Genomic DNA, 22582 nt, shown 5'->3' on the forward strand with positions numbered 1-22582 from the left:
CGGGAAGCGCATGAAGCCGGACGGACGGCGCCCCTCCGCCCTGGTGCTCGATCCCCTGGTGCAGCGCCTGGTCGAGGCGTCCTCGGCGCCGCCCTTCCTGCACGAGCTGTCGCCGGCCGTCGGCCGACAGGCCCTGAGGGAGTCCCAGGCCCACGAGGTGGAGGACTTCGCGGTGGACGCCTCCTTCCAGGTGGCGCCCGTGGGACCGTCCGGGCTGGTGGGCTTCTGGATCTTCAGACCGCCCGGAGTCCGTGGCCCGCTGCCCGTCCTGCTCTACGTCCACGGCGGCCGGTGGACACTGGGAGACGCGCGGACCCACGCCCGGCTCATCGGCGAACTCGTGCTCGGCGCGGGAGTGGCCGCCGTCGTCCCCGAGTACAGCCGCGCCCCCGAGGCCCGCTACCCCGTGGCCGTCGAGGAGTGCTACGCCCTCATGGCCTGGGTGGTCCGCCACGCGGCCGAACTCGCACTGGACGCGACCCGGCTGGCGGTGGCCGGGGACTGCGCGGGCGCCACCCTGGCCATCGCGCTCACCATGCTGGCGAAGTCGCGCCGCGGCCCGAGGATCCATGCCCAGCTGCTGTACTACCCGATCACCGACGCGCGCTGCGCCAGCGCCTCCCAGCGGGAGTTCGCCGAGGGATATCTGCTCACCCGGGAGGCCCTGCGCGGGTACTGGCGGCAGTACAGCGACGATCCCCGCGAACTGGCCGAGCCGACCGCGTCCCCGTTGCGCGCCGACCCGGCGGAGCTGGCGGGACTGCCACCGGCCCTGCTGATCACGGCGGAGGCCGATGTGACACGGGACGAGGGTGAGCAGTACGCCGACCGGCTGCGCCTGGCCGGGGTCGAGGTGACCTCGACCCGCTTCCTGGGCACGGTCCACGACTTCGTCTCCCTGGCCGCACTGCGTGACAGTCCGCCGACGCGGGCCGCCGTGCGGCAGGGCGTCGCCTTTCTGCGCGACCTGCTGAGCGGCGAGGACCAGTCGACCGACTGATGCGTCCGCCCGTCGGCCGAAGACACACTGACGGGTATGTCAGCCCTCTACGATTCCTTCACAGGGAACGACCCCACCGTGAGGCGACGCGGCCAGGTGCTCTGCACGAGTTCCGTACCGGCCGGCGAGAGCCTGGAGTTCTGGCACGACGCCGTGCTCGCCACGCTGGTGGGGATGGACATCTCCACGGAAACCGGGATGTACAACGCCACGATGCGTACGGACCGACTCGGCGAACTCCACATCACCACGGTCGACTGCGATCCGGGAGAGGTCCACCGGGCCCCGCGCTTCGTCGCCCACGGCGACGGCGGGCAGGTACTCGTCGCCGTACTGAGCAGCGGCACCGCCCAGGTCGAACAGGACGGCCGGTACACGGAGCTTCACCCCGGTGACATCGCGTTCTTCGAGACCCTCCGTCCGTTCCGCACGCGGTATCCACAGCGGTTCCAGCAGAAGATCTTCGCCGTGCCGCGCTGTCTCCTCGGCCAGCCCGAGGCGGCCCTGGCACGGATCACGGCTCGGGCCCTGCGTCCGGTGGGCGGGCTCGCGGCCCTGCTCTCACCGTTCATGTCGCGTCTCGCGGACACGTCCGAGTCCTACTCCGGACCGGTCGCCGAGCGGCTGGCCGAGAGTGCCATAGGCCTGCTGGCCGCAGCCGCGGCGCAGCAACTGGGCGAGGAGCCGGCCTTCCTGCCCGGCGCAGACCGGGTACTCCTGCTGCGCATCCAGCGGTTCATCCGATGGCACCTGGCGGAGCCGGGCCTCACGCCCGCGGTCGTCGCCCGGGCCCATGGCATCTCGGCACGGTATCTGCACCGGCTGTTCGAGCAGGAGGGTACGACGGTCGGCCGCTGGATTCGTGGACTCCGGCTCCAGGAGTGCCGCAGGGAACTGACCGGCGCCGAGAGCGTGGGCAGCGTCGCCAGCCGCTGGGGATTCACCGGCACCGCGCACTTCGGACGGGCCTTCCGCCGGGAGTACGGCGCCTCCCCGACCGACTGGCTGCGGGACGAGCGGGCCCGGCGCGCCACGGAGGAGGACCGGTGCCGGGCCACGTGACCGCCGTGAACGAGCTGCCGTCGTGGAAGCAGGCGCTGTCGACGGCCTACGGCCACCTCGAACTGGTCGCCCGTCCGGACCCGGATTCCTGGCGGGGCTCCCTCCAGGTACTCCGGCTGGGCACGCTTCGGGTCGCGACCGAGGAGTCCGACGCCGTGAGGGTCCTCCGGACTCCGCAGGGCACGGCGGCCGACGGCCACGGCCACATCTTCGCCCGACTGCAACTCGACGGCCGGGCCCGGCTGTTCCAGGACGGCCGCTCGGCGGACCTGCACCCCGGAGTCCTGGCCTTCTACGACGCGAGCCGGCCGTTCGACCTCGTCCTGCCGGAGCACCAGCGGGCGCGGGTCCTGATGGTTCCGCGCCCGCTGCTGAGGCTGGGCGAGGCGGAGCTGCGCCGGGTCACCGCGAAGGTCATCGGCGACGCGCCCGACGGCCCGACCGCGTTTCTGCTCCCGCTCCTGTCCGGACTCGCGCAGGAGATCGGCACGACCGCACCGACCGCCCGCGAGGAGCTCGCCCGCGCTGTCGCCGGCCTCCTCGCCACCCTGGCCGCGGATCGGCTGGCTGCCCCGGACGCGGCGGGCGCGGAGGAGGCCACGCTGTTCGACCGCGTCAAGGCCACCATCGAGACCCGCCTCGGTGAGCCCGAACTCTCCCCCCGAGTCCTCGCCGACGAGCACGGCGTCTCCCTGCGCTATCTGCACAAGCTCTTCCAGGAGCAGGGCACCACGGTCGGCGGCTGGATACGCCGGCGCCGGCTCGAGTCGTGCAGAGCCGAACTCGCCCGCCCCACGGCGGCCGACCGGACCATCGCCGCGGTGGCCGCCCGGTGGGGGTTCGTCAGCCCCGCCCACTTCAGCCACGCGTTCCACAAGGCGTACGGGATGTCCCCGGCGCGGTACCGCGGGCAGCGGTCGGACGGCTGACGCGGTCTGGGCATCGGCCCGGTACAGACCGCACCGACGCGAGGAATCCGATCGGCACGGTCAGGGAGATCGACCGTCGGCCACAGCGCATCGACCAACTGCGTGGCGCAGGGGCGACCAAGCCGCCGACCGCCGTCGTGGGCACCCTTCGCCGACCTCCCGCGGAGGGAACAGCGGTGAATCCCGCGGCAGTTCGCGCCCGACCGCGCACGAGGTCCCCGTCGGGTGCACTACTGGATCAGCTCCGGTGCACTGACGCGCAAGGTCCAACGGTCCCTCGGTCCTAACGTCGGAGCGAGGTCCCCGCCGATCTCATCCGAAACCGAGGAGAAGCACATGTCCGACGCCGTCGAGCCGGTCCAGCCGGTGCTGGAGCCGGCGGCAGCCGCCTTCGCGGAGGCGACCGCCAACCCGCCCTATCTCTTCGACCTGCCGCCCGCGGAGGGCCGCAAGGCGGTCGACGAGGTGCAGTCCGGCGAGATCGCCAAGCCCGCCGTCGACGAGGAGTGGATCACCGTCCCCGGCGGCCCGACGGGCAGCGTCCGGGCCCGGATCGTGAAGCCCGCGGGTGCCTCCGGGCCCCTGCCGGTGATCGTCTACATCCACGGCGCCGGCTGGGTCTTCGGCAACGCCCACACCCACGACCGGCTCGTCCGCGAACTCGCCGTGGGCGCCAACGCCGCCGTGGTCTTCCCGGAGTACGACCTCTCCCCCGAGGCCCGCTACCCCGTCGCCATCGAGCAGAACTACACGGTCGCCCAGTGGGTCGTCGCGGAGGGCGCCACCAAGGGCCTGGACGCCGACCGCATCGCCGTGGTGGGCGACTCCGTCGGCGGCAACATGACCGCCGCGCTGACCCTGATGGCCAAGGAGCGGGGGGATGTTCCCCTGGTGCAGCAGGTGCTGTTCTACCCGGTCACCGACGCCACCTTCGACACCGGCTCCTACCACCAGTTCGCCACCGGCTACTTCCTGCGCCGTGACGGCATGCAGTGGTTCTGGGACCAGTACACGACCGACGAGGCCGAACGCGCCCAGATCACCGCGTCCCCGCTGCGCGCCACCACCGAGCAGCTCACCGGACTGCCCCCGGCCCTCGTCATCACCGGCGAGGCCGACGTACTGCGCGACGAGGGCGAGGCCTACGCCAACAAGCTCCGCGAAGCCGGCGTCCCCGTCACCGCCGTCCGCTTCCAGGGCATCATCCACGACTTCGTCATGCTCAACGCCCTGCGCGAGACCCACGCCGCCGAAGCCGCGATCGCCCTGGCCGTCGACACCCTGCGTACCGCACTCCACGGCCGCTGAGACACCCGGAAAGAGACCCCTCATGTCCCCCACTCCCACCGTCCTTCTCGTGCACGGCGCCTTCGCGGACGCCGGCAGCTGGTCCGGGGTCGTCGCGGAACTTCAGAGCCACGGCATCCCCGTACTCGCGCCGTCGAACCCGCTGCGCGGCCTGGCATCCGACGCCGCGTACATCACGTCCGTGGCGTCCCAGATCGACGGCCCGGTCGTCCTCGTCGGCCACTCCTACGGCGGTGCGCTGATCACCGTGGCCGGCATCGCCCCGAACGTGGTCGGTCTGGTCTATGTGGCGGCCTACGCCCTCGAAGAAGGCGAGAGCCTCGGCGAGTTGCAGGGACGCTTCCCGCTCTCGTCGCTCGTCAGCAACCTCAAGGAGTGGACGTACCCGGTCGCGGGCGGCGACACGGCCGTCGAGGTCACCATCGCCCAGGACGCCTTCCCGTCGGTGTTCGCCGCCGACGTGCCCGCGGACGTCACCAGGATCCTCGCGGCGGCCCAACGCCCGCTGGCCGCCGCGGCGTTCGAGGAGACCGCCGCCGCTGCCGCGTGGAAGACGAAGCCGGCCTGGGCGCTCATCGCCGGGGCGGACGAGGCGATCAACCCCGAGGTCGAGCGCTTCGGCGCGAAGCGGGCCGGGGCCGTCATCGTCGAACTCGAAGGCGCCTCGCACGCCGTGGCGGTCTCCCGGCCCAAGGAGGTCGCCGACCTGATCCGTGACGCGGTGCGCGCGACCAGCTGACACGGCGCGGGGCGGCGCGCCCGGACATCCGTACGGTGTCCGGCCGCGCCGTTCCTCGTTCCGGGGTGACCGGCGCGGCCGACGCCACGAGCCGCACTCCGGCGGCGAGGGCGGTCCAACGGCTCGGTGAAGCGCGGAAGATGGTCGCGAGGAGCCGTCACTGCTTGGTGACGTCGGTGCGTCGGTTGTCCGGTTTGAAGGGCAGCGTGGTGACCGTCGCCCGGATCTCCCGCTGTGGGGTGCCCGGACGGCCCCACAGGACGACGACTTCCGTGCCGGGCGTCGCGTGCGCGGGGTCGAGTACTGGATTCCGGCGAGCCCTTCGGGGTCCGCCGGATCGGCGCCCGCGCCTACGCCTCCGTGGCCACCGAGTCCGGCTGAATCGCCAACACCGTCCCCGCCGTGTACGCGGGCGAGAGCATGCAGACGTACCGCGAATGGCTAGGCGTCAGGGCCTTCGAGGCCAACCTCTCCCTCGGCGGCAGCTTCGCCTCCGACCGCGTCGAGGACTACTACGTCACCCCGTGGGACCTCGGCTACGGCCACATCCTCAAGTTCGACCACGACTTCATCGGCCGCGAGGCATTGGAACGCCGGAAGGTCGAGAAACACCGCCGCAAGGCCTGGCATCGCGACGACGTCGCCCGAGTCTTCGCCTCCCAGTACGAGCAGGGCGACCGGCGCTTCAAGTACATCGAGATGCCCGCCGCCTTCTACGCGGCCTCCCATTTCGACCGCGTCGAGAGCAACGGCCGCCTCGTCGGCCTCTCGACTCTGTGCGGTTACACCGCCAACGTCCGCGGCTGGATGTCCGTCGTCATGATCGACGACGATGTGCGGTACGGCCAGCAGGTCGAACTGGTCTGGGGCGAGCCCGACGGCGGCTCCGCCAACCCCACCGTCGAACGCCACTCCCAGACCACCATCCGCGCCACCGTCACCCGCAGGCCCTTCGCCGGTGACAAGGGCTGACAACAGCCGGCGCCGACACCTCATCTCCTTGCATCGCGGAGCGGAGCACCAGCACTGCCAGTACCTCTGATTCGGCAACTCCGGTTCCCTCGGTGTCTCCTGACGGTACGTCAGGGACCCAAGTGCTGGCCCGAGTTGGAGGCCGTCGCCCGAGCCGTAGCCCGTGTGCCGACATCGGACTGCGCACCTGGCTGCGTTCGGGCACCGACGTCGATACCGAGGAGCGGCCGAGAGGACACTCCGTGCCCTGACGGGGTCTCAGTCGCCGTGGGCGGCCGGGGCGGGATCGGCGTCGAGCGCGTCGAGTACCGCGTCGCCGTTCGCCCTCGCCCACTCGGTCAGCATGTGGATCGGTTCGATGAGTGTCGCGCCGAGTGGGGTGAGTTCGTACTCGACGCGGGGCGGTACCTCGGCGTAGGCGTGGCGGCTGATGAGTCCGTGTGCCTGGAGGCGTCGCAGTGTCTGGGTGAGCATCTTGCGGGAGATGCCGCCGATCAGCTCGATCAGTTCGCCGTGGCGTACCGGGCCCTGGCTGAGGGCGTAGAGCACGACCGCCGTCCATTTGTCGGCGAGGAGTTCGACCGTCAGACGCGCCGGGCAGTCGGCAAGAAAGCCATCACCGGGACCGAAACCGCTCATGGCGCCTAAGGTACCTGCTGGTTCCTGTCGGAAACCTAGCCTGGGTTCTCTCCCCCTTCCAAAGCTCCACAGCGCAGGAGAGTCATGCGAGTCATCACCCAGCAGACGCTCGGCGGTCCCGAGGTGCTCACCATCGTGGACGCGCCCGAGCCCCGGCCCCTTCCGACCGAGGTTCTCGTCCGGGTCAAGGCGATCGGGCTGAACCCGCTGGAGGCGCGTCTGCGCGCCGGCGAGTTCCCGTTGCTCGGCCGGCCGCCGTTCATCCTCGGCTGGGACATCAGCGGCGTGGTCGAGGAGTCGCCGCAGACGTGGCGGTTCAGGCCCGGCGACGAGGTGTTCGGGATGCCGCTGTTCCCGCGGGCGGCGAGCGCGTACGCAGAGGTCGTGTCGGCGCCGGCGTTGCACCTGGTACGCAAGCCTGCGTCGCTCTCGCACGTCGAGGCGGCGGCGCTTCCGGTCGTCGGGCTGACGGCGTGGCAGGGTCTCGTCGATCTCGGCGGTGTGAGCGAGGGCGACCGCGTCCTGGTCCACGGCGGCGGTGGCGGGGTCGGCCACGTCGCGATCCAGATCGCGAAGGCGCTCGGCGCGCATGTGATCGCGACTGCCAGTGGGAGCAAGCGGGAGTTCGTCGAGGGGTTCGGCGCCGACGAGGTGATCGACTACACGGCGGTCGACTTCACCGAGGCGGTCCACCACATCGACGTCGTGCTCGACACGATCGGCGGCGACACCGTCGAGCGTTCGCTCGCAGTGCTCCGCCCGGGCGGTCACCTGGTGACGGCGGTCGCCGAGGACGATCCGCAGCTGGTCGCCGGGTACGAGGCGGCCGGCATGCGCTTCAGCGGCATCGCGGTCGACCCCGATCCGGTCGCCCTGCGAGGTCTCGTCGCACTCGTCGAACAGGGCAGGCTCCGGGTCCACGTGCAGGAGACGTTCCCGTTCGAGCGCGTCACCGACGCGCACCGGCTGCTCGACGCCGGTCACCTCCAGGGCAAGCTCGTCCTCACCGTCTGATCCCGTCATGGGGCCTCGCGGGGTACGTCCCTATCCGCTACCGCTACCGCCGCCGCCTCGCCGCATGAGATGTCCTCTCAGCCGCGCGGCTTCGGCGGTTCCCGGTTTTCGTCGATCAGGACCGCCCGGGGTTGCCGGGCGGCCCTTCCTCAGCGGGTGACGCGCTGCAGGGCCATCCGTGTCACCGGAAGCAGTGCCCAGCACACGGATGCCCAGTGCGTGACCAGGGCGACGGGGATCGAGAGCGCGAAGGTGACGATCATCGCGTCCACCCAGGCCAGGGTGTCCGCGACGACCTTTCGGGGGGCGTCGGGGCGCAGCACCCCGGACCTGCCCAGGTCGGCGAAGGCCAGTCGGAAGAACAGGCCGGTCAGGGCCTGGTTGGCGGCGTACACGATGAACTGGATCTGGAAGGCGTCGGCCTCGCTGGTCAGCAGTTTCGTCGTGAACGGCGTGATGACGATCATCAGCAGCCACAGCAGGTTCCAGCGGATGGCGCCGCCCGACAGTCCGGTCGCGTACCGGAAGAGACGCTGGTGGAGCAGCCACTGCATGGCGATGGCGGTGAAGCTGACGAGGAACGCGACGTACTCCGTCAGGTGCTCGCGCATGAAGTGCGCGACGCCCGTGTCGCCGTGGGCTTCCGCCCCCGGGACCGGCAGTTCCAGGGCCAGCAGCGTGATGGCGATGGCCACCACCGCGTCGGAGAAGTAGATCAGCCGCTCCGGACCGGCCGGCTCGGCGACGTCGTCCTGCTCGTGCGTCCCGGTGTGTGTGGTCATGCCATGGCCTGTCCGGCAGCGGCCTTGGCTCGGTCGGCGTAACGGCCGGAGAGGACGAACGGGACGACGAACGCCAGGACCTGGACGGTGACCAGTGGCACGGTCGCGGCGTGTTCGTACTGGACGACGAAGGCGCAGGCGAGCGCGCCGAGCGTGAAGGCGGAGGCCCAGATGGTCGTCAGGACCATGTTGACCCGGATGAACCGGGGCGCGTTCCAGAACTCCTGCGGCACCTCGGCCCGGGCGAAGGCCAGGGTGAAGGGGCGGCGTACGGCGAGGGAGGCGAGGGCCGTGGCCGCGAGGGTGCCGTTCGCCAGCGCGCAGATCCAGTGCTGCAGACCTGAGGCCGGGTCCGTCAGCGCGACGCCGGCCATGACGACGAAGAAGACGCAGGTGGCGGAGCAGAGCAGGTCGACGCTGCGGGTGCGGAGCTGCCTGGCGAGCAGGCTGAGCGCGGCGAGTGCGGCGGCGCTTGTGCCCAGTCGCCAGTCGACCGGGCTCAGGGCTGCGTAACACAGCCAGGGCGCGAAACCGCGGACGTAATTCACCGGTGATTCCTCCGTGGTGAGTCCAGGAGCCTGGAAAAGCGAGAGTCCAATGTTGGACGGTCGCATTATGACCGTCCAACTCTCTACCGTCCAGCCGTGACGGTGAATTCCGGAACTGTAGGGTGAGGTCATGAGCCTGCCCCACGCCCTCCTAGGCCTCCTCTCCGAGCAGCCCGCCAGCGGATACGACCTGCTCAAGCGATTCGACGAGGGGCTGTCGGCCGTGTGGCCCGCGCAGAAGAGCCAGATCTACGGCGAGCTGACCAAGCTCCACGAGAGCGGTCTGATCGAGATCACCGGCACCGGCGCCCGCCAGCGCCGCGAGTACGGCATCACCGACGCCGGACGCGCCGAACTGCGCCGCTGGCTCACCGAGCCCGACCTCGACCTCGCCTTCCGCAGCGCCGCGCTGCTCCGCGTCTTCTTCCTGTGGACCCTCACCCGTGGCGAGGGCGCCGCGTACCTGGAGAAGTTCGCCGACCACAACCACGAGCGGCTCACCACACTGGAGGCCATCCGCGACAACGCGGAGTGGGTGGGCGACCCCGTCCAGGTCTGCGGCTGGCTCATGCTCGAATACGGCCTACGAGGTTCCCAGACCGCCGAGGAGTGGGCCCGCTGGGCCGCCGAACAGCTCACCGAGCGCCTGAACACCCCTTCCTGACCTGCAACGGCGTCTGTCGGAGTGGGCGGAACACGGCGGAAAGACGTCGTAGGCAAGAGCCGGCGCCACCACCCTCCATGCCGGCATGTTCCGTCCGCACTCCCCAGGGGTACGGCACGGTCCCCTCGCTCAGAGGGAGTCCAGCACCCTCGGCGACGCCTGGAGCGCCGTGCGCTGCATCAGATCGAGGACGCCGCGGATGCCCGCCATCTCGGAGCCGCCGCCCGCCCGGCCGGGGCCGCCGTGCCGCAGAGCCGGCAGGGGCGAGCCGTGTCCGGTGGTCTGTGTCATGGTCACCGAGTCCAGCAGGTGCAGGCGGCCGTGCCAGGGGGCCGTCCGCCGGACGACTCCGGTGGTCCAGGCGAGGTCGTCGCCCACCAGGGACGCGGCGAGGCTGCCCCGGCCGCGGGCCAGCAGGTCGACGGCGTGGGCGGTGTCGCGGTAGGCGAGGACCGTCGCGGCCGGGCCGAAGGGTTCCACCTCGTGCGGTGCGGAGGCGTCCGGGTCCGCGGAGATCAGCAGCGGGTCCAGGAAGGCGCCCCGCTCGGGGTCGACGTCCACGACGCGCGCCTTCTCCGGGTCGCCGTACACGAAGCGGCCGGACGCGGTGATCGTACGGACGGCCCGTCGCACGTCGTCGCGCTGCGCGAGGCTGACGACCGGGCCCATCCCCACGCCCTCGGCGGCGGGATGGCCGACCGTCACCCCGGCCAGCCCGGACGAGATCGCGTCCAGGGCGGCGCGTTCGTGTTCCCGGGGGACGAGGACGCGGCGGATCGCGGTGCACTTCTGGCCCGCCTTGACCGTCATCTCGGCCACCACCTCGCGGACGAACGCCTCGAACAGCGGTGATCCGGGCGTGACGTCCGGGGCCACCACGATGGCGTTGACGGAGTCGGCCTCGGCGTTGAAGCGGACCGAGCGGGCCACCAGGCGCGGATGGGTGCGCAGGGTCGCGGCGGTGGCGGCGGAGCCGGTGAAGGAGACGACGTCCTGCTCGCCGAGCAGGTCGAGTGCCGGACGTACCGAACCGACGACCAACTGCACGGCTCCGGGCGGCAGTACACCGGCGTCGGCGATGATCCGGACCAGGTGCTCGGTGAGGTACGCGGTCGGAGTGGCCGGCTTCACCACACTGGGCATGCCCGCCAGCAGCGCCTGGGCCAGTTTCTCCAGGGGCGCCCACACCGGGAAGTTGAAGGCGTTCACCTGGAGCATCAGGCCCGGGGACGGGGTGACGAGGTGGACGCCGAGGAAGTCGTCGCCTCGGGCGAGGCGTTCGGCCGGGCCCTCCACCAAGTGGGGCGCGTCGGGGAGTTCGGCGCGTGCCCGGGTCGCGTAGTCGCGCAGGACACGGATGCCGCCGTCGACGTCGTAACGGGCGTCGCCGAGGGTGGCCCCGGCGCGGATCGAGAGGGCGTACAGCTCCTCGCGGCGGGCGCGGACGGCGGCGGCGAGCGCGTCCAGGAGGTCGGCCCGCTGGTGGAAGGTCAGCGCGCGCAGCGCGGGGCCGCCGGTCTCGCGCGCGTGGTCGAACGCGCCCGCGAGGTCGAGGCCTTGGGAGGAGACGCGGCAGACCGTCTCGCCGGTGACGGCGTCGTACACGTCAACTGCCGTTGCCCCAGGGGCAGATGGTGTGATCCAGGTGTCCTGCAGATAGCTCGCGAGAAGCATGGGATACGGCCCGCTTTCGTTCGGAGTGGTCGGGGGACACGACGTCGGGTTACGGGACCGGGTGGTGACCCCAGATGTCGGCCGTGTACGTACGACTCACCCAGGTGCTCTCGTCGACCTGCACACCGCCCGCGCCGATCTCGATGCCGAAGCCGGCCGGCGAGGTCATGTAGAACGAGAACATCCCGTCGTTGGCGTGCTTGCCGAGCGTGGCCATGAGCGGGACGTCGTGCTCGCGCGTCCGGTCCAGGGCGCGGCCGACCTCCTCCGGGGTGGTCACCTCGCACAGGATGTGGTGGGTGCCCTCGTTCTTGTACGACCGGATGAAGGCGATGCTGTGGTGCCTCGGGTTGCACCCCAGGAAGTAGAAGGTGCCCCAGGGGTAGTCGGCGGTGTCGCTGAGCCGGAAGCCCAGGACGTCGCAGTAGAAGTCGACCGCCTCCTGGACCCGGGGCGTCTTCATCACGACGTGCCCGAGCCCCTGCTCACCGGTCACGAAATCGACGCCCAGCGGCGACACGAACTGGCTCGGTGCGAGCCGGCGCCCGCAGAACAACTCGGTGCGGATGCCGAGGGGACCGCCGAAGTGCACCATGCGCGCCACCTGGCGGTCCCGGCACTCCGCCTCGGTGCCCACGGTCACGTCGACGCCCGCTTCCTTGAGCCGCACCGTCGTCTCGTCGATCGCCGCCCCGTCGCGGACCTCCCAGCCGATGACCGTGACTCCGCCGGTCTCCGCCTCCGTCAGCCACATACGGAAGGGGTGCTGGTCCATGCGCAGGCGGTGGCTCACGGGCCCCTCGGGGTCTCCCGGCTCGACCGCGAGGCCTATCACTGTGCGGGCGTACTCCGCCCACGCTGTCGGATCGGGCGTCCCGATCCCCACGTAACCAAGGCTCTGGATCGTCATGACGAAGACAGTATTTGTTAGACCCTTGACGGTCAAGGGTCTAACGAATACGTTGACGCCATCGAGCCGAGGAGGACTCCGATGCCGGAGAAGCCCCGCCTGCAGCCCGTCGACGAGGCCGACCTGCAGGAGAAGACACTGGCGTCGCTGGCGCCGTACCGCGACCAGGACGGCCGGATCTACGCGATCTGGGCGACCCTGGCCCACCACGAGGACGCGCTGCGCCGCTACCTCGTCTTCAGCAATCACGTGCTGGGCAAGAACACCCTGCCGCTCACGTCCCGGGAGCTGATGATCCTGCGGATCGCCGCCCGGTCGCGGGCCGCGTACGAGTGGGACCAGCACGTCCGTATCGCCCGCCGCGCCGGCCTCGCCGACGGGACCATCCTGGCCGCCGCGACCGGTACCTGGGACGGACTCGACGACCTGGACCGGGTGCTGCTCGCCGCCACCGACTCGCTCGTCGACCGGCAGGGCGTCGACGACGGACTGTGGAACCGGCTGACGGCCCTGCTGAGCACCGAGCAGGTCATCGACGTCCTCTACACGGTCGGCCAGTACCTCACCGTCGCCACCGTCATCAACACCCTCGGCGTCCAGGTGGAGGGCGAGCTCGCACTCCCCCTCCCCGACCTCTCCGACCAGGCCGTCCAGAAGGAAGTGTCCCCATGAAGCTCGCCAACCTCGCGGGCCGCCCCGTCCTCGTGCGCGACGAGCGCGCCCTCGACATCGCGAACGCCAGCAAGGGAGCGATCGAACCGCGCCTGGAGGTGCTGTCCGACCTCTCGCTCCACGACGAGCTGCGCGCCCTCGCCGAGCGGGCCGCCGAGGCCGACTGGAAGCCCTTCGCGCCGCGCGAGCTGGGCCGGGTGGCCAAGCCGTACAAGGCCATCGGGGTGGCCCTCAACTACCGTGCGCACGCGGAGGAGTCGAACCTCCCCGTCCCCGACGAGCCGTCGGTGTTCGCCAAGTTCGCCTCGTCGGTGATCGGTCCGTACGACGAGATCGTCGTCGAGCCGCAGTACGACAAGGTCGACTACGAGGCCGAACTCGTGGTGGTGATGGGCAGGGCCGGCAAGAACATCCCGGCGGCCGACGCCTGGTCCCACGTCGCCGGCGTCACCGCCGGCCAGGACATCAGCGACCGCCGCGAACAGTGGCGCAAGCCGATCAACCAGTTCACGCTGCCCAAGTCGTACGACACCTTCAGCCCCGTCGGCCCGTACCTGGTGACGGTCGACGAGTTCGAGGACCCGGACGACATCGAGGTGGCCGGCTGGGTCGACGACCTGGAGGTGCAGCGGGGCCGTACCTCGGACCTCATCTTCCCGGTGCCCGAGCTGATCGCCTGGCTGTCGAAGCGGGTGACGTTCGAGCCGGGCGACCTGATCTTCACCGGTACGCCCGCCGGCTGCGGTGTCCGCCGCACTCCTCGGCTGTACCTCACCGAGGGTAAGGTCCTGCGGACCGAGGTCACCGGCGTCGGCACCATGGTCAACCCGATCATCACCGGTTAACCGAAGGGAAGGCGTGAGATCGTGACGGACACCGAGCGCGAGGCGGGACCCGCGAGCCGGACCCGGGAGTTCTCGGAGCTCCTGCGCCACCACCACCGGGAGCTGGGCACCACCGACCCACGGGATCTCGACGCCATCGAGATGGTCACCGATCTCACCCGCCTCGAAGCACGCCTGACCAAGGACTTCGAGAAGCACGTCCACCGGCCGCTCGGCCTGACCTGGGCGGGCTTCCGCATCCTGAACGCCCTGTGGGTCTACGGCCCGATCGGCCAGCAGGACATCGGGCGGGTCTCCGGGTCCACCCGCGCCAGCATCTCCAGCGCGCTGGCGACCCTGGAGAGCCGCGGGCTGGTCACCCGCGAACGCGTCGAGTCCGACCGCCGCCAGCTGATCGTCGAGCTGACCGCGGAGGGTCAGGACACGCTGCGGCAGGCGATCGCGGCCCAGACCAGGCGCGAGCGGGCCTGGACCGGGGTCCTGCGCGACGATCAGCTCAGTGAACTGGTGCATCTTCTGCGTACGCTGGTCAATCAGGAGACCCCGCCGGCGGAGTGACCCGGCACGGGGACCGCTCGGCAGCCCCCCCATGGACAGATGCGCGGAGCCGCCGCAGCACAACCGCCGAAACTAGTTAGAACCCTTACCATCAAGCATCTGACAGTTGATTGGCTTCTCAAACAGGCTGGTTTTTCCAACAGGTTGGTTTCTCAAGGGAGAGAATCATGGTCCGTCGTGTCGTCACCGGTGTGGATCCCAGTGGCAAGCCCGTGATCGTCAGTGACGGCGAGCCGCCCGTCACCCGTCAGTACACGCACACCCCGGGCTTCGCCCGCTCCCTGGTGTGGAACACGACGGCTCCCGCCGCCCCGTCGGCCGACCCGACGGCGTCCCTGAAGTCCTACGTGCCGGCCCCCGGCGAGACGATCGCGCTGGCCGTCACCTTCCCGCCCGCCAGTGTCTACGCCGACCCCAGCTGGGACCCCGCGGCGGCCGGCGCCGAGCAGCTGGAGGCGACCCCGGGCTTCGCCGAGCTGTTCGAGCTCGACAACCCCGGTATGCACACCACTCCCACGGTCGACTACGGCGTCGTCCTGTCCGGCGAGATAGTCCTCGACCTCGACGGCGGCGAGACCGCGGTGCTGGCGCCCGGTGACCTGATCGTGCAGAACGGCACGCGCCACGCCTGGCGCAACGTCGGCACGGAGCCCGCCACGGTGTTCTTCGTCCTGATCGGCGCGGGCGGCACGTCATGAGCGCCCTCACGACCGCGGCCCCCGGGGCACCGGTCGTGGAGCTCGACCTCGCGGAGCTCCGCCACGACCCGTACCCCGCCTACGCCCAGCTGCGCCGCTCCACGCCACTGGCCTGGGTCCCGTCGGTCGGACGGCACCTGCTCACCCGCTACGACGACATCGTCCACGCGGAGAAGCTGCCCGAGGTGTTCAGCTCCCGCGAGGAGGGCTCGCTGCTGCTGCGCACCGTCGGCCCGAACCTGCTCCGCGAGGACGATCCGGAGCACCGGCGGCTGCGGGCCGCGGCCGAGCCGCCGACCCGCCCCCGCCAGGTCCGCGACCTGTGGGCCGGTACCTTCGAACGCACCGCGCACGAACTGCTCGACCGCATCGCCGACCGCGGCGAGGCCGACCTCATCGCCGACTTCGCCGAGCCGCTGGTCGCGGCCAACCTGGCGCTGGTGCTCGGCCTGCGGACCGCGCGCGCCGAGGACATCGCCGACTGGTCGCGGGCGATGATGGCCGGCAACAGCAACTACGCCGACGACCCCGACATCTGGCTGCGCGCCGAACAGGCCACGCGGGCGATCGAGGACGCCGTGGCGGAGGCCGCCGAGGCCGCCCGGCGCGAGCCCGACGGCTCGGTGATCTCCTCCATGGTCCACGCGGCCGACCCCGTGTCGCTCACCGAGATCCAGAACAACGTCAAGGTCGTCATCGGCGGCGGTGTCAACGAGCCGCGTGACGTCTTCGGCGTCGGCGCCTGGGCGCTGCTGCGCCGGCCTGAGGTGCTGGACCGCGTCCTGAAGGACCCCGCGAGCTGGAAGCGGGTCTTCGAGGAGACGGCCCGCTGGATCTCGCCGATCGGCATGTATCCGCGCCAGCTCACCCGGGACTACGAGATCGCCGGGGTGACGCTCCCGGCCGGCAGCCGGGTGGCGTTGGTGATCGCCTCGGGGAACCGGGACGAGTCGGTCTTCGAGCGGGCCGAGGAGTTCGACATCGACCGTCCGCACCGCCCGCACCTCGCCTTCGGCGGCGGTCCGCACTTCTGCATGGGCGCGTGGGTCGCACGCCATGAGGTCAGCGCCCTCGCCTGGCCCCTCGTGTTCAGCCGTCTCAAGGACCTCCGCCTCGCCGAAGGCGCCGCCGACCGGCTGGACGGCTGGGTCTTCCGGGGACTCACCTCGCTCCACGTCACCTGGCACACAGCCTGAGCCGTCCCCTCCAGGAGGACTTCATGCCAACCGTCATCTTCCAGTCGTCCGACGGGACCGAACACAAGGTCACCGCCGCGTCGGGGACGGTCCTCATGCAGGCGGCCGTGTCGAACGGCGTCGAGGGCATCGTCGCCGAGTGCGGCGGCAACGCCGCCTGCGCCACCTGCCACGTCTACGTCGACGCCAAGCAGAGCGACCTCGTCGGTCCGCCGAACGACGTCGAGGACGAGATGCTGGACTTCACCGCCGCCGAACGCCGGCCCACCAGCCGCCTCAGCTGCCAGATCCAGCTCTCCGACGCCCTCGACGGTCTGGTCGTCCACGTACCCGAGGAGCAGGTATGACGAGCGACGCGGGCGTGGTCGTCATCGGCGGCGGACAGGCCGCGTTCAGCGCCGTGTCCACACTGCGCGCGTCCGGCTACGACGGTCCGGTCACCGTGTTCGCCGCCGAGCCCCATCTGCCGTACCAGCGCCCGCCGTTGTCGAAGAAGGCCCACACCGACCCGGACGGCGTCCGCGTCCAGCTGGCGCCGGAGTCCTTCTACCGCGAGCGGGACATCGCACTGCGGCTCGGCGAGGACGTCGTCGCCCTCGACACCGCCGCCCGTACGGTCGTCACCGCGTCCGGGGCCCGCCTGCCCTACGCCCATCTCGTCCTGGCGACCGGCGCGCGCAACCGCCCGCTGCCCGTCCCCGGCGCCGAGCTGGACGGCGTGCACGCCCTGCGCTCCCTCGACGACGCGCTGGCCATCGGCCGGGCGCTGACGACGGCCCGCGAAGTCGTCGTCGTGGGCGGCGGGTTCATCGGGCTGGAACTGGCGCAGGTCGCCAGGGCGCGCGGTGCCCGGGTGACCGTGGTCGAACTGGCCGACCGCCTCCTGAGCCGGGCCGTCTCACCCCAACTTCAGGAACAGCTGCGGGAACGCCACGAACGCTCCGGAGTCCGCGTCCTCACCGGCACGGCCGTACATGCGATCGAGGGCACCGACCGGGTACGGCAGGTCGTCACGGACCGCGGCACACTCCCCGCCGGCCTCGTGGTCTACGGCATCGGCGCCGTCCCTCGCGACGAGCTGGCCCGGGACGCGGGGCTGGCCGTGGACGACGGTGTGGTCGTGGACGAGTGGCTGCGGTCGGTCTCCGACCCGCGGATCTCCGCCGTCGGCGACTGCGCCCGCCATCCGCATCCGCACGCGGAGGGGCTGGTCCGGCTGGAGTCGGTGCAGAACGCCACCGACCAGGGGGCGTCCGTTGGCCGTCGGATCGCCGGTACGTCCACGCCGTACGGGAGTCTGCCGTGGTTCTGGAGCGATCAGGGCGACATCAAGTTGCAGATCGTCGGGCTGCGTTCGCCCTCCGACGAGGTGCTCCTGGTGCCCGGTGACTCCCCGGAGCGGCTGGCCGCCCATGCCTTCCGTGACGGCCGGCTGGTGGCCGTGGAGACCCTTAACTGGCCCGCCGAGCACCTGGCCGCCCGCCGGCTGCTGGAGCGGCGGACACCGGTCCACGTCGACGACCTGGCGGGGACGACCCTCGGCGCGCTCGCCCGCGCCAGACGCGCGGCGGAGGTGCGGACATGACGCGTACGTTCGGCGCCCACCTCGCCGTCAGCGCGGCCGAGGCCGGCTCCCGTACCGCCCTCGTCTTCGAGGACCGGACCTGGACCTATGCCCAACTGGACCTGGCCGTACGGCGGACCGTCGCCCGTCTCGACAAGTACGGGGTGCGCAAGGGCGACCGCGTGGTCATGCAGGGGGCGGCCCGGCCCGAGGCCCTGATCACACTGTTCGCGGTGACGCGGATGGGGGCGGTGCTCGTGCCGCTGCACCCGCAGGTGACCGAGGGCGAACTCGGCGTCGTGTGCGAGGAGACGGCGCCGTGTGCGGTCGTCGGCGACAGTACCTTCCCGGAGGGGACGGGGAATCGCCTGGCGTGGGAGGACCTGCACGTCGACGACGAGGTGTCCGCCCCCGCCGTCGGGGAGCCTCCGGCCGGCTCGGACATCGCGATCATCGCGTTCACGTCCGGCACCTCCGGCCGCCCCAAGGGCGTCGCGCTGACCCACGACAACCTGTACTGGAGCATGGTCAACGGCCTGTCCCGGCTGCCGGTCGGCCAGGACGACACCGCGCTCGTCTCCACCCCGCTGGCGCATGTCGCCGTGCTCGGCGGCCTTCCCCAGTACACCTGGGCACGGCGCGGGACGGTGATCCTGGCCCCGCGCTTCGAGCCGGACCTGTTCATCGACCTGGTCCGCGACCACAGGGTCACCTGTGCCTTCGCCGTACCGGCGATGTCCGCCCTGCTGGCCCGGCACCCCCGCTTCGGCGGCGGTGAACTGGACACACTGCGGTGGATCCTCTCCGGCGGGTCTCCGGCCCAGACCGCCACCCGCGAGCAGTTCCGGGCCCGCGGGGTCGGGGTGGTCAACTCCTACGGGCTGACGGAGACCGCGGCCGGGGTGACGTACTCCGCCGCCGACGATCCGGCGGCCTCCACCGGATCCCCCGTCCCCCAGGTCGAGTTGAGGGTCGTGGACGGGACCGGGGCGCCGGCCGGAGCCGGTTCCCCCGGTGAGATCTGGGTGCGGGCGCCGTCGGTGGCGGACGTGTACTGGACGGCCGCCGGGACGGTGCCCGTGACCGACGGCGAAGGGTGGTTCCACACCGGGGACCGCGGACTGTTCGACGCCGAGGGCCGGCTGTCCGTCGTCGGCCGGCTCAAGGACACCATCATCACCGGCGGGGAGAACATCGATCCCGCCGAGGTCGAGAACGCCCTCGCCGACTTCCCCGGCGCGGTCGAGGTCGCCGTGTCCGGTGCGCCGGACCCGGTCTGGGGCGAGGTGGTGACCGCCTTCCTCGTCACCGCGACCGGCACGCCGACCCTGGACGAGGTCCGTGCCCATCTCGACGGCCGGCTCGCCCGGCACAAGTGGCCCCGGCGCCTGTGCGTCGTACCCGCACTCCCCCGCGGGGCCACCGGAAAGCTGCAGCGCGCGCGGCTGACGACGCTGCTGGACAACTGACCCACCCTTCACCACTCCCAGGGACTGCGCCGCGGTTGGCGCCGTCTCCCCCAGCCGTACCCGAAGCCGTACCCGAGCCGAACCCGAGGAGACGCCATGAGTGCGACCATGCGAGCCGCGCGGATGCACGCCGTCGGCGAGCCGATGAGGATCGAGGAACTCCCCGTTCCCGACCCCGGCCCCGGTGACGTCCGCGTGGCCGTCCACGCCGTCAACATCGTTCCGAACCTGGCCAACATCCTGAACATGTGGACCACCTGGTTCCCGCACAGCCCCCTGCCGACCCTCCCGGCGGTCTTCGGCCTGGACCCGGCGGGAGTGGTGGACGCCGTCGGCGAAGGCGTCCAGGCGTTCAAACCGGGCGACCGGGTGTACGTCAACCCGGGCCGCTCCTGCGGGTCCTGTCGCTCGTGCCGCGGCGGCGACTCGATCAACTGCGCCAGCTACGCCTTCGCCGGCTACTTCGGCTTCTCCCCGACCGCGGTCGACCTGCTCGACCGCTACCAGGGCGGCCTCGCCGAGTACATGCTGGCCCCGGCGTACAGCCTGGTGAAGCTGCCGGACTCGCTCCCCTTCGAGGCCGCCGCCCGCTTCGGCTACATCGGCACCATGTACTCGGCGCTGCGCAAGGCCGGGGCCGGTCCGGGCAAGACGATCCTCGTCAACGGCATCAGCGGCACCCTGGGCATCGCCGCCGCGCTCCTCGCCCCCGCCATGGGCCTCACCCACGTGTACGGCACCGGGCGCGACAAGGACTTGCTCGACCAGGTCGGCGAACTGGCGGGCGGCCGGCTGCACCTGCACTCCCTCGACGACGGCCCGGTCGACGAGTGGATCCACGAGCAGACCGACGGCTACGGCGCCGACATCTACATCGACGCGCTCGGCCCGGGCGCCCCGCACGAGACGTTCCGGGCGGGCATGCGGGCGATGGCACGCGGTGGCATCGCCGTCAACATCGGCGCCGTCGCCGGTGATCTCCCGATCGACATCCACCGGATGATGGACCAGCAGCTGCGGCTGATCGGCTCGGCGTGGTTCACCTCCGCCGAGGGCCAGACCATGGCCGACATGGCGGGCGCCGGCCTGCTGGACCTGAGCCCGCTGGAACACCACGTGTACCCCCTGCACCAGGTCAACGAGGCCATCAGCGGTATCGCCGCACGCAACGGCGGCTTCAGCAACTTCATCATCAGCCCGACGGCCTGACCGTCCGTCCTCCCTGGAGACCCAGATGCACACCTCGCACGCCGGGCGCCCGGCCGACCCCCTCGACCTCCTGGAACTCGACTCCCTGCTCACCCCCGACGAGCGCGCCGTCCGCGACGCGGTGCGCACCTTCTGCGACCGGCGCGTCGAACCGCACATCGCCGAGTGGTTCGAGCAGGGGGAGATCGAGGACATCCGCGGCCTCACCAAGGAACTCGGCGAACTCGGCCTGCTGGGCATGCACTTGGAGGGCTACGGCTGCGCGGGCATGAGCGCCGTGGACTACGGGCTCGCCTGTCTCGAACTGGAGGCGACCGACTCGGGGCTGCGCTCCCTGGTCTCGGTGCAGGGCTCGCTGGCCATGTACGCGATCCACGCCTTCGGCTCCGAGGAGCAGAAGGAGGAGTGGCTGCCCCGCCTCGCCGCGGGCACCGCCATCGGCTGTTTCGGCCTCACCGAACCCGACTCCGGCTCCGACCCGGGCAGCATGCGCACCGCCGCCCGCCGGGACGGCGCCGACTGGATCCTCGACGGCCGCAAGATGTGGATCACCAACGGCTCGGTCGCCGACGTGGCCGTCGTCTGGGCCCACACCGACGACGGCATCCGGGGCTTCGTCGTCCCGACCGACACCCCCGGCTTCTCGGCGCCCGCGATCAAGCACAAGATGTCGCTGCGGGCGTCGGTGACCAGCGAACTGGTGCTGGACTCCGTACGGCTGCCCGGATCCGCCGTGCTGCCGGCGGTACGGGGGCTTCGCGGCCCCCTGTCCTGCCTCAACGAGGCGCGCTACGGCATCGCGTGGGGCGCCATGGGCGCGGCACGGTCGGCCTTCCGGACCGCACTGGCCTACGCGAACGACCGGGTCCAGTTCGGCCGACCGATCAGCTCGTTCCAGCTCACCCAGGCCAAGCTCACCGACATCGCCCTGGAGCTGGCCAAGGGGACGCTGCTGGCCTTCCACCTCGGCCGGATCAAGGACGACCGGGGCCTGCGCCCCGAGCAGGTCAGCTACGGCAAGCTCAACAACACGCGTGCGGCCCTGGAGATCTGCCGCACCGCCCGCACCATTCTGGGCGCGAACGGCATCTCCCTGGAGTACCCGGTCATCCGGCACGCCAACAACCTCGAATCGATCCTCACCTACGAGGGCACCGTCGAGATGCACACCCTCATGATCGGCCAGGCCCTGACCGGCCAGGCGGCCTTCCGGTGACCGACACCCGACCACCGGTACCGGACATCCACCGGGTCGGCGTCGTCGGCTGCGGACTGATGGGCGCGGGCATCGCCGAGGTCTGCGCCCGCGCCGGGCTGGACGTGGTGGTCCACGAGGTGAACGCGGACGCGGCCAAAGCAGGTCGGTCGCGCATCGCCGCCTCACTGGAGCGCGCGGTCGGCCGCGGCAAGCTCAGCGGCAGGGAACGTGACGCCGCCCTCGACCGGCTGCGGGTCACCGCCGACCTCACGGACCTCGCCGACCGGGACGCGGTGCTGGAGGCGGCGACGGAGAACGAGGCGGTGAAACTCGACCTCTTCGCCGCCCTGGACCGGATCGTCGCACGCGAGGACGCCCTGCTCGCGTCGAACACCTCCTCGCTGCCCGTCATGAAACTGGGCATGGCCACCGCCCGGCCGCACCGGGTGATCGGGGTGCACTTCTTCAATCCGGTGCCCGTGCTCGACCTCGTCGAGATCGTGCCGTCACTCCTGACGAGCCCTCAAACCCAGTCCCGCGCCGAAGAGTTCGTCACCGGCAGGCTGGGCAAACAGGTGATCCGCTCGCAGGACCGGGCCGGCTTCGTGGTCAACGCGCTCCTGGTGCCCTACCTGCTCTCCGCGATCCGGATGCTGGAGTCCGGCTTCGCCTCCGCCGAGGACATCGACAACGGCATGGTCCTCGGCTGCGCCCACCCGCTGGGCCCGCTCAGCCTGGCCGACCTGATCGGTCTGGACACGCTCGCGGCGATCGCCGACTCGATGTACGCCGACTTCAAGGAACCGCTGCACGCCGCGCCTCCCTTGCTGCTCCGCATGGTGGAGGCCGGCCTGCTCGGACGGAAGTCGGGGCGCGGGTTCCACGACTACGCGGATTCCCCCTACTCGCTTTCCCAGAAAGGCAGTTGACCC

Annotated in this window: 24 protein-coding genes; 19 read left to right on the forward strand and 5 right to left on the reverse strand. The window is 71.2% G+C overall.

All coding sequences use genetic code 11. The annotated features are described in order from the left end of the window. Nucleotides 1–10: 10 nt before the first annotated feature. From ACIQBL_RS17615 to ACIQBL_RS17640, 6 genes are all read left to right on the forward strand, one after another. Complete coding sequence (locus ACIQBL_RS17615; protein WP_401942387.1) at nt 11–1000, forward strand: alpha/beta hydrolase; 990 nt, start codon at nt 11–13, stop codon at nt 998–1000. Nucleotides 1001–1036: 36 nt separating this feature from the next. After that, entirely contained in the window at nt 1037–2062 is a 1026-nt protein-coding gene (locus ACIQBL_RS17620) for a helix-turn-helix domain-containing protein (protein ID WP_401942390.1), read from the forward strand. Further along, nucleotides 2047–2991 carry a helix-turn-helix domain-containing protein gene (locus ACIQBL_RS17625; protein ID WP_401942393.1) on the forward strand — a complete coding sequence of 315 codons (945 nt, stop codon included), beginning with the start codon at nt 2047–2049 and terminating at the stop codon, nt 2989–2991. The genes ACIQBL_RS17620 and ACIQBL_RS17625 overlap by 16 nt, the downstream gene beginning before the upstream one ends. A gap of 336 nt (nt 2992–3327) precedes the next feature. Then, entirely contained in the window at nt 3328–4299 is a 972-nt protein-coding gene (locus ACIQBL_RS17630) for an alpha/beta hydrolase (protein WP_401942396.1), read from the forward strand. 22 nt (nt 4300–4321) lie between these two features. Next, nucleotides 4322–5038: an alpha/beta fold hydrolase gene (locus ACIQBL_RS17635; RefSeq protein ID WP_401942400.1), complete on the forward strand. Its 717-nt coding sequence runs from the start codon at nt 4322–4324 to the stop codon at nt 5036–5038. 402 nt (nt 5039–5440) lie between these two features. Next, nucleotides 5441–6010: a hypothetical protein gene (locus tag ACIQBL_RS17640; protein ID WP_401942403.1), complete on the forward strand. Its 570-nt coding sequence runs from the start codon at nt 5441–5443 to the stop codon at nt 6008–6010. Nucleotides 6011–6268: 258 nt separating this feature from the next. Here the strand turns inward: ACIQBL_RS17640 and ACIQBL_RS17645 are convergent, their stop codons facing one another. Then, the gene (locus ACIQBL_RS17645; protein WP_401942405.1) at nt 6269–6649 is read right to left on the reverse strand and encodes a winged helix-turn-helix transcriptional regulator; all 381 of its coding nucleotides are present in this window, start codon (nt 6647–6649) and stop codon (nt 6269–6271) included. Between the two features lie 84 nt (nt 6650–6733). Between ACIQBL_RS17645 and ACIQBL_RS17650 the strand changes: the two genes are divergently transcribed. Beyond that, a complete protein-coding gene (locus ACIQBL_RS17650; RefSeq protein WP_401942407.1) occupies nt 6734–7663 on the forward strand; it encodes an NADP-dependent oxidoreductase in 930 nt (309 codons plus the stop codon). A 149-nt stretch (nt 7664–7812) separates the two neighbouring features. Here the strand turns inward: ACIQBL_RS17650 and ACIQBL_RS17655 are convergent, their stop codons facing one another. After that, nucleotides 7813–8445, reverse strand: coding sequence for a TMEM175 family protein (locus ACIQBL_RS17655; RefSeq protein ID WP_401942410.1), 633 nt, complete (start codon nt 8443–8445; stop codon nt 7813–7815). After that, on the reverse strand, nt 8442–8993 hold the full coding sequence (locus tag ACIQBL_RS17660) for a hypothetical protein (protein WP_401942413.1): 552 nt from the start codon (nt 8991–8993) through the stop codon (nt 8442–8444). Before ACIQBL_RS17660 ends, ACIQBL_RS17655 begins: the two co-directional genes overlap by 4 nt. A 130-nt stretch (nt 8994–9123) precedes the next feature. On the opposite strand from ACIQBL_RS17660, the gene ACIQBL_RS17665 reads away from it, so the two are divergent. Then, nucleotides 9124–9657 carry a PadR family transcriptional regulator gene (locus ACIQBL_RS17665; protein ID WP_401942416.1) on the forward strand — a complete coding sequence of 178 codons (534 nt, stop codon included), beginning with the start codon at nt 9124–9126 and terminating at the stop codon, nt 9655–9657. A gap of 129 nt (nt 9658–9786) precedes the next feature. On the opposite strand, the gene paaZ is transcribed toward ACIQBL_RS17665, so the two are convergent. Both paaZ and ACIQBL_RS17675 read right to left on the reverse strand, forming a co-directional pair. Further along, nucleotides 9787–11331, reverse strand: a complete 1545-nt coding sequence (gene paaZ / locus ACIQBL_RS17670; protein ID WP_401942419.1) for a phenylacetic acid degradation bifunctional protein PaaZ — start codon at nt 11329–11331, stop codon at nt 9787–9789. 49 nt (nt 11332–11380) lie between these two features. Continuing rightward, nucleotides 11381–12241 (reverse strand): VOC family protein, encoded by an 861-nt coding sequence (locus ACIQBL_RS17675; protein ID WP_401942421.1) that lies wholly within the window; start codon nt 12239–12241, stop codon nt 11381–11383. 81 nt (nt 12242–12322) lie between these two features. On the opposite strand from ACIQBL_RS17675, the gene ACIQBL_RS17680 reads away from it, so the two are divergent. The 11 genes from ACIQBL_RS17680 to ACIQBL_RS17730 all read left to right on the forward strand — a co-directional run bounded on the left by ACIQBL_RS17680 (nt 12323) and on the right by ACIQBL_RS17730 (nt 22579). Next, nucleotides 12323–12913 carry a carboxymuconolactone decarboxylase family protein gene (locus tag ACIQBL_RS17680; protein WP_401942424.1) on the forward strand — a complete coding sequence of 197 codons (591 nt, stop codon included), beginning with the start codon at nt 12323–12325 and terminating at the stop codon, nt 12911–12913. Beyond that, entirely contained in the window at nt 12910–13758 is an 849-nt protein-coding gene (locus tag ACIQBL_RS17685) for a fumarylacetoacetate hydrolase family protein (protein ID WP_401942426.1), read from the forward strand. Before ACIQBL_RS17680 ends, ACIQBL_RS17685 begins: the two co-directional genes overlap by 4 nt. A gap of 21 nt (nt 13759–13779) precedes the next feature. Next, nucleotides 13780–14316, forward strand: a complete 537-nt coding sequence (locus ACIQBL_RS17690; RefSeq protein WP_401942429.1) for a MarR family winged helix-turn-helix transcriptional regulator — start codon at nt 13780–13782, stop codon at nt 14314–14316. A gap of 167 nt (nt 14317–14483) precedes the next feature. Further along, complete coding sequence (locus tag ACIQBL_RS17695; RefSeq protein WP_401942432.1) at nt 14484–15014, forward strand: cupin domain-containing protein; 531 nt, start codon at nt 14484–14486, stop codon at nt 15012–15014. Next, nucleotides 15011–16210, forward strand: a complete 1200-nt coding sequence (locus ACIQBL_RS17700) for a cytochrome P450 (protein ID WP_401942435.1) — start codon at nt 15011–15013, stop codon at nt 16208–16210. Before ACIQBL_RS17695 ends, ACIQBL_RS17700 begins: the two co-directional genes overlap by 4 nt. 23 nt (nt 16211–16233) lie before the next feature. Beyond that, nucleotides 16234–16557 (forward strand): 2Fe-2S iron-sulfur cluster-binding protein, encoded by a 324-nt coding sequence (locus ACIQBL_RS17705; protein WP_401942437.1) that lies wholly within the window; start codon nt 16234–16236, stop codon nt 16555–16557. Continuing rightward, a complete protein-coding gene (locus ACIQBL_RS17710; RefSeq protein WP_401942439.1) occupies nt 16554–17795 on the forward strand; it encodes an NAD(P)/FAD-dependent oxidoreductase in 1242 nt (413 codons plus the stop codon). Before ACIQBL_RS17705 ends, ACIQBL_RS17710 begins: the two co-directional genes overlap by 4 nt. Further along, a complete protein-coding gene (locus ACIQBL_RS17715; RefSeq protein WP_401942441.1) occupies nt 17792–19243 on the forward strand; it encodes a class I adenylate-forming enzyme family protein in 1452 nt (483 codons plus the stop codon). The genes ACIQBL_RS17710 and ACIQBL_RS17715 overlap by 4 nt, the downstream gene beginning before the upstream one ends. Nucleotides 19244–19339: 96 nt before the next feature. Then, nucleotides 19340–20452 carry an alcohol dehydrogenase catalytic domain-containing protein gene (locus ACIQBL_RS17720; RefSeq protein WP_401942443.1) on the forward strand — a complete coding sequence of 371 codons (1113 nt, stop codon included), beginning with the start codon at nt 19340–19342 and terminating at the stop codon, nt 20450–20452. A gap of 25 nt (nt 20453–20477) precedes the next feature. Next, nucleotides 20478–21668, forward strand: coding sequence for an acyl-CoA dehydrogenase family protein (locus ACIQBL_RS17725; RefSeq protein ID WP_401942445.1), 1191 nt, complete (start codon nt 20478–20480; stop codon nt 21666–21668). Continuing rightward, nucleotides 21665–22579, forward strand: a complete 915-nt coding sequence (locus ACIQBL_RS17730; RefSeq protein WP_401942447.1) for a 3-hydroxybutyryl-CoA dehydrogenase — start codon at nt 21665–21667, stop codon at nt 22577–22579. The genes ACIQBL_RS17725 and ACIQBL_RS17730 overlap by 4 nt, the downstream gene beginning before the upstream one ends. Nucleotides 22580–22582: the final 3 nt, after the last annotated feature.

The organism is Streptomyces sp. NPDC088350, assembly GCF_044753545.1.
Lineage (GTDB): Bacteria > Actinomycetota > Actinomycetes > Streptomycetales > Streptomycetaceae > Streptomyces.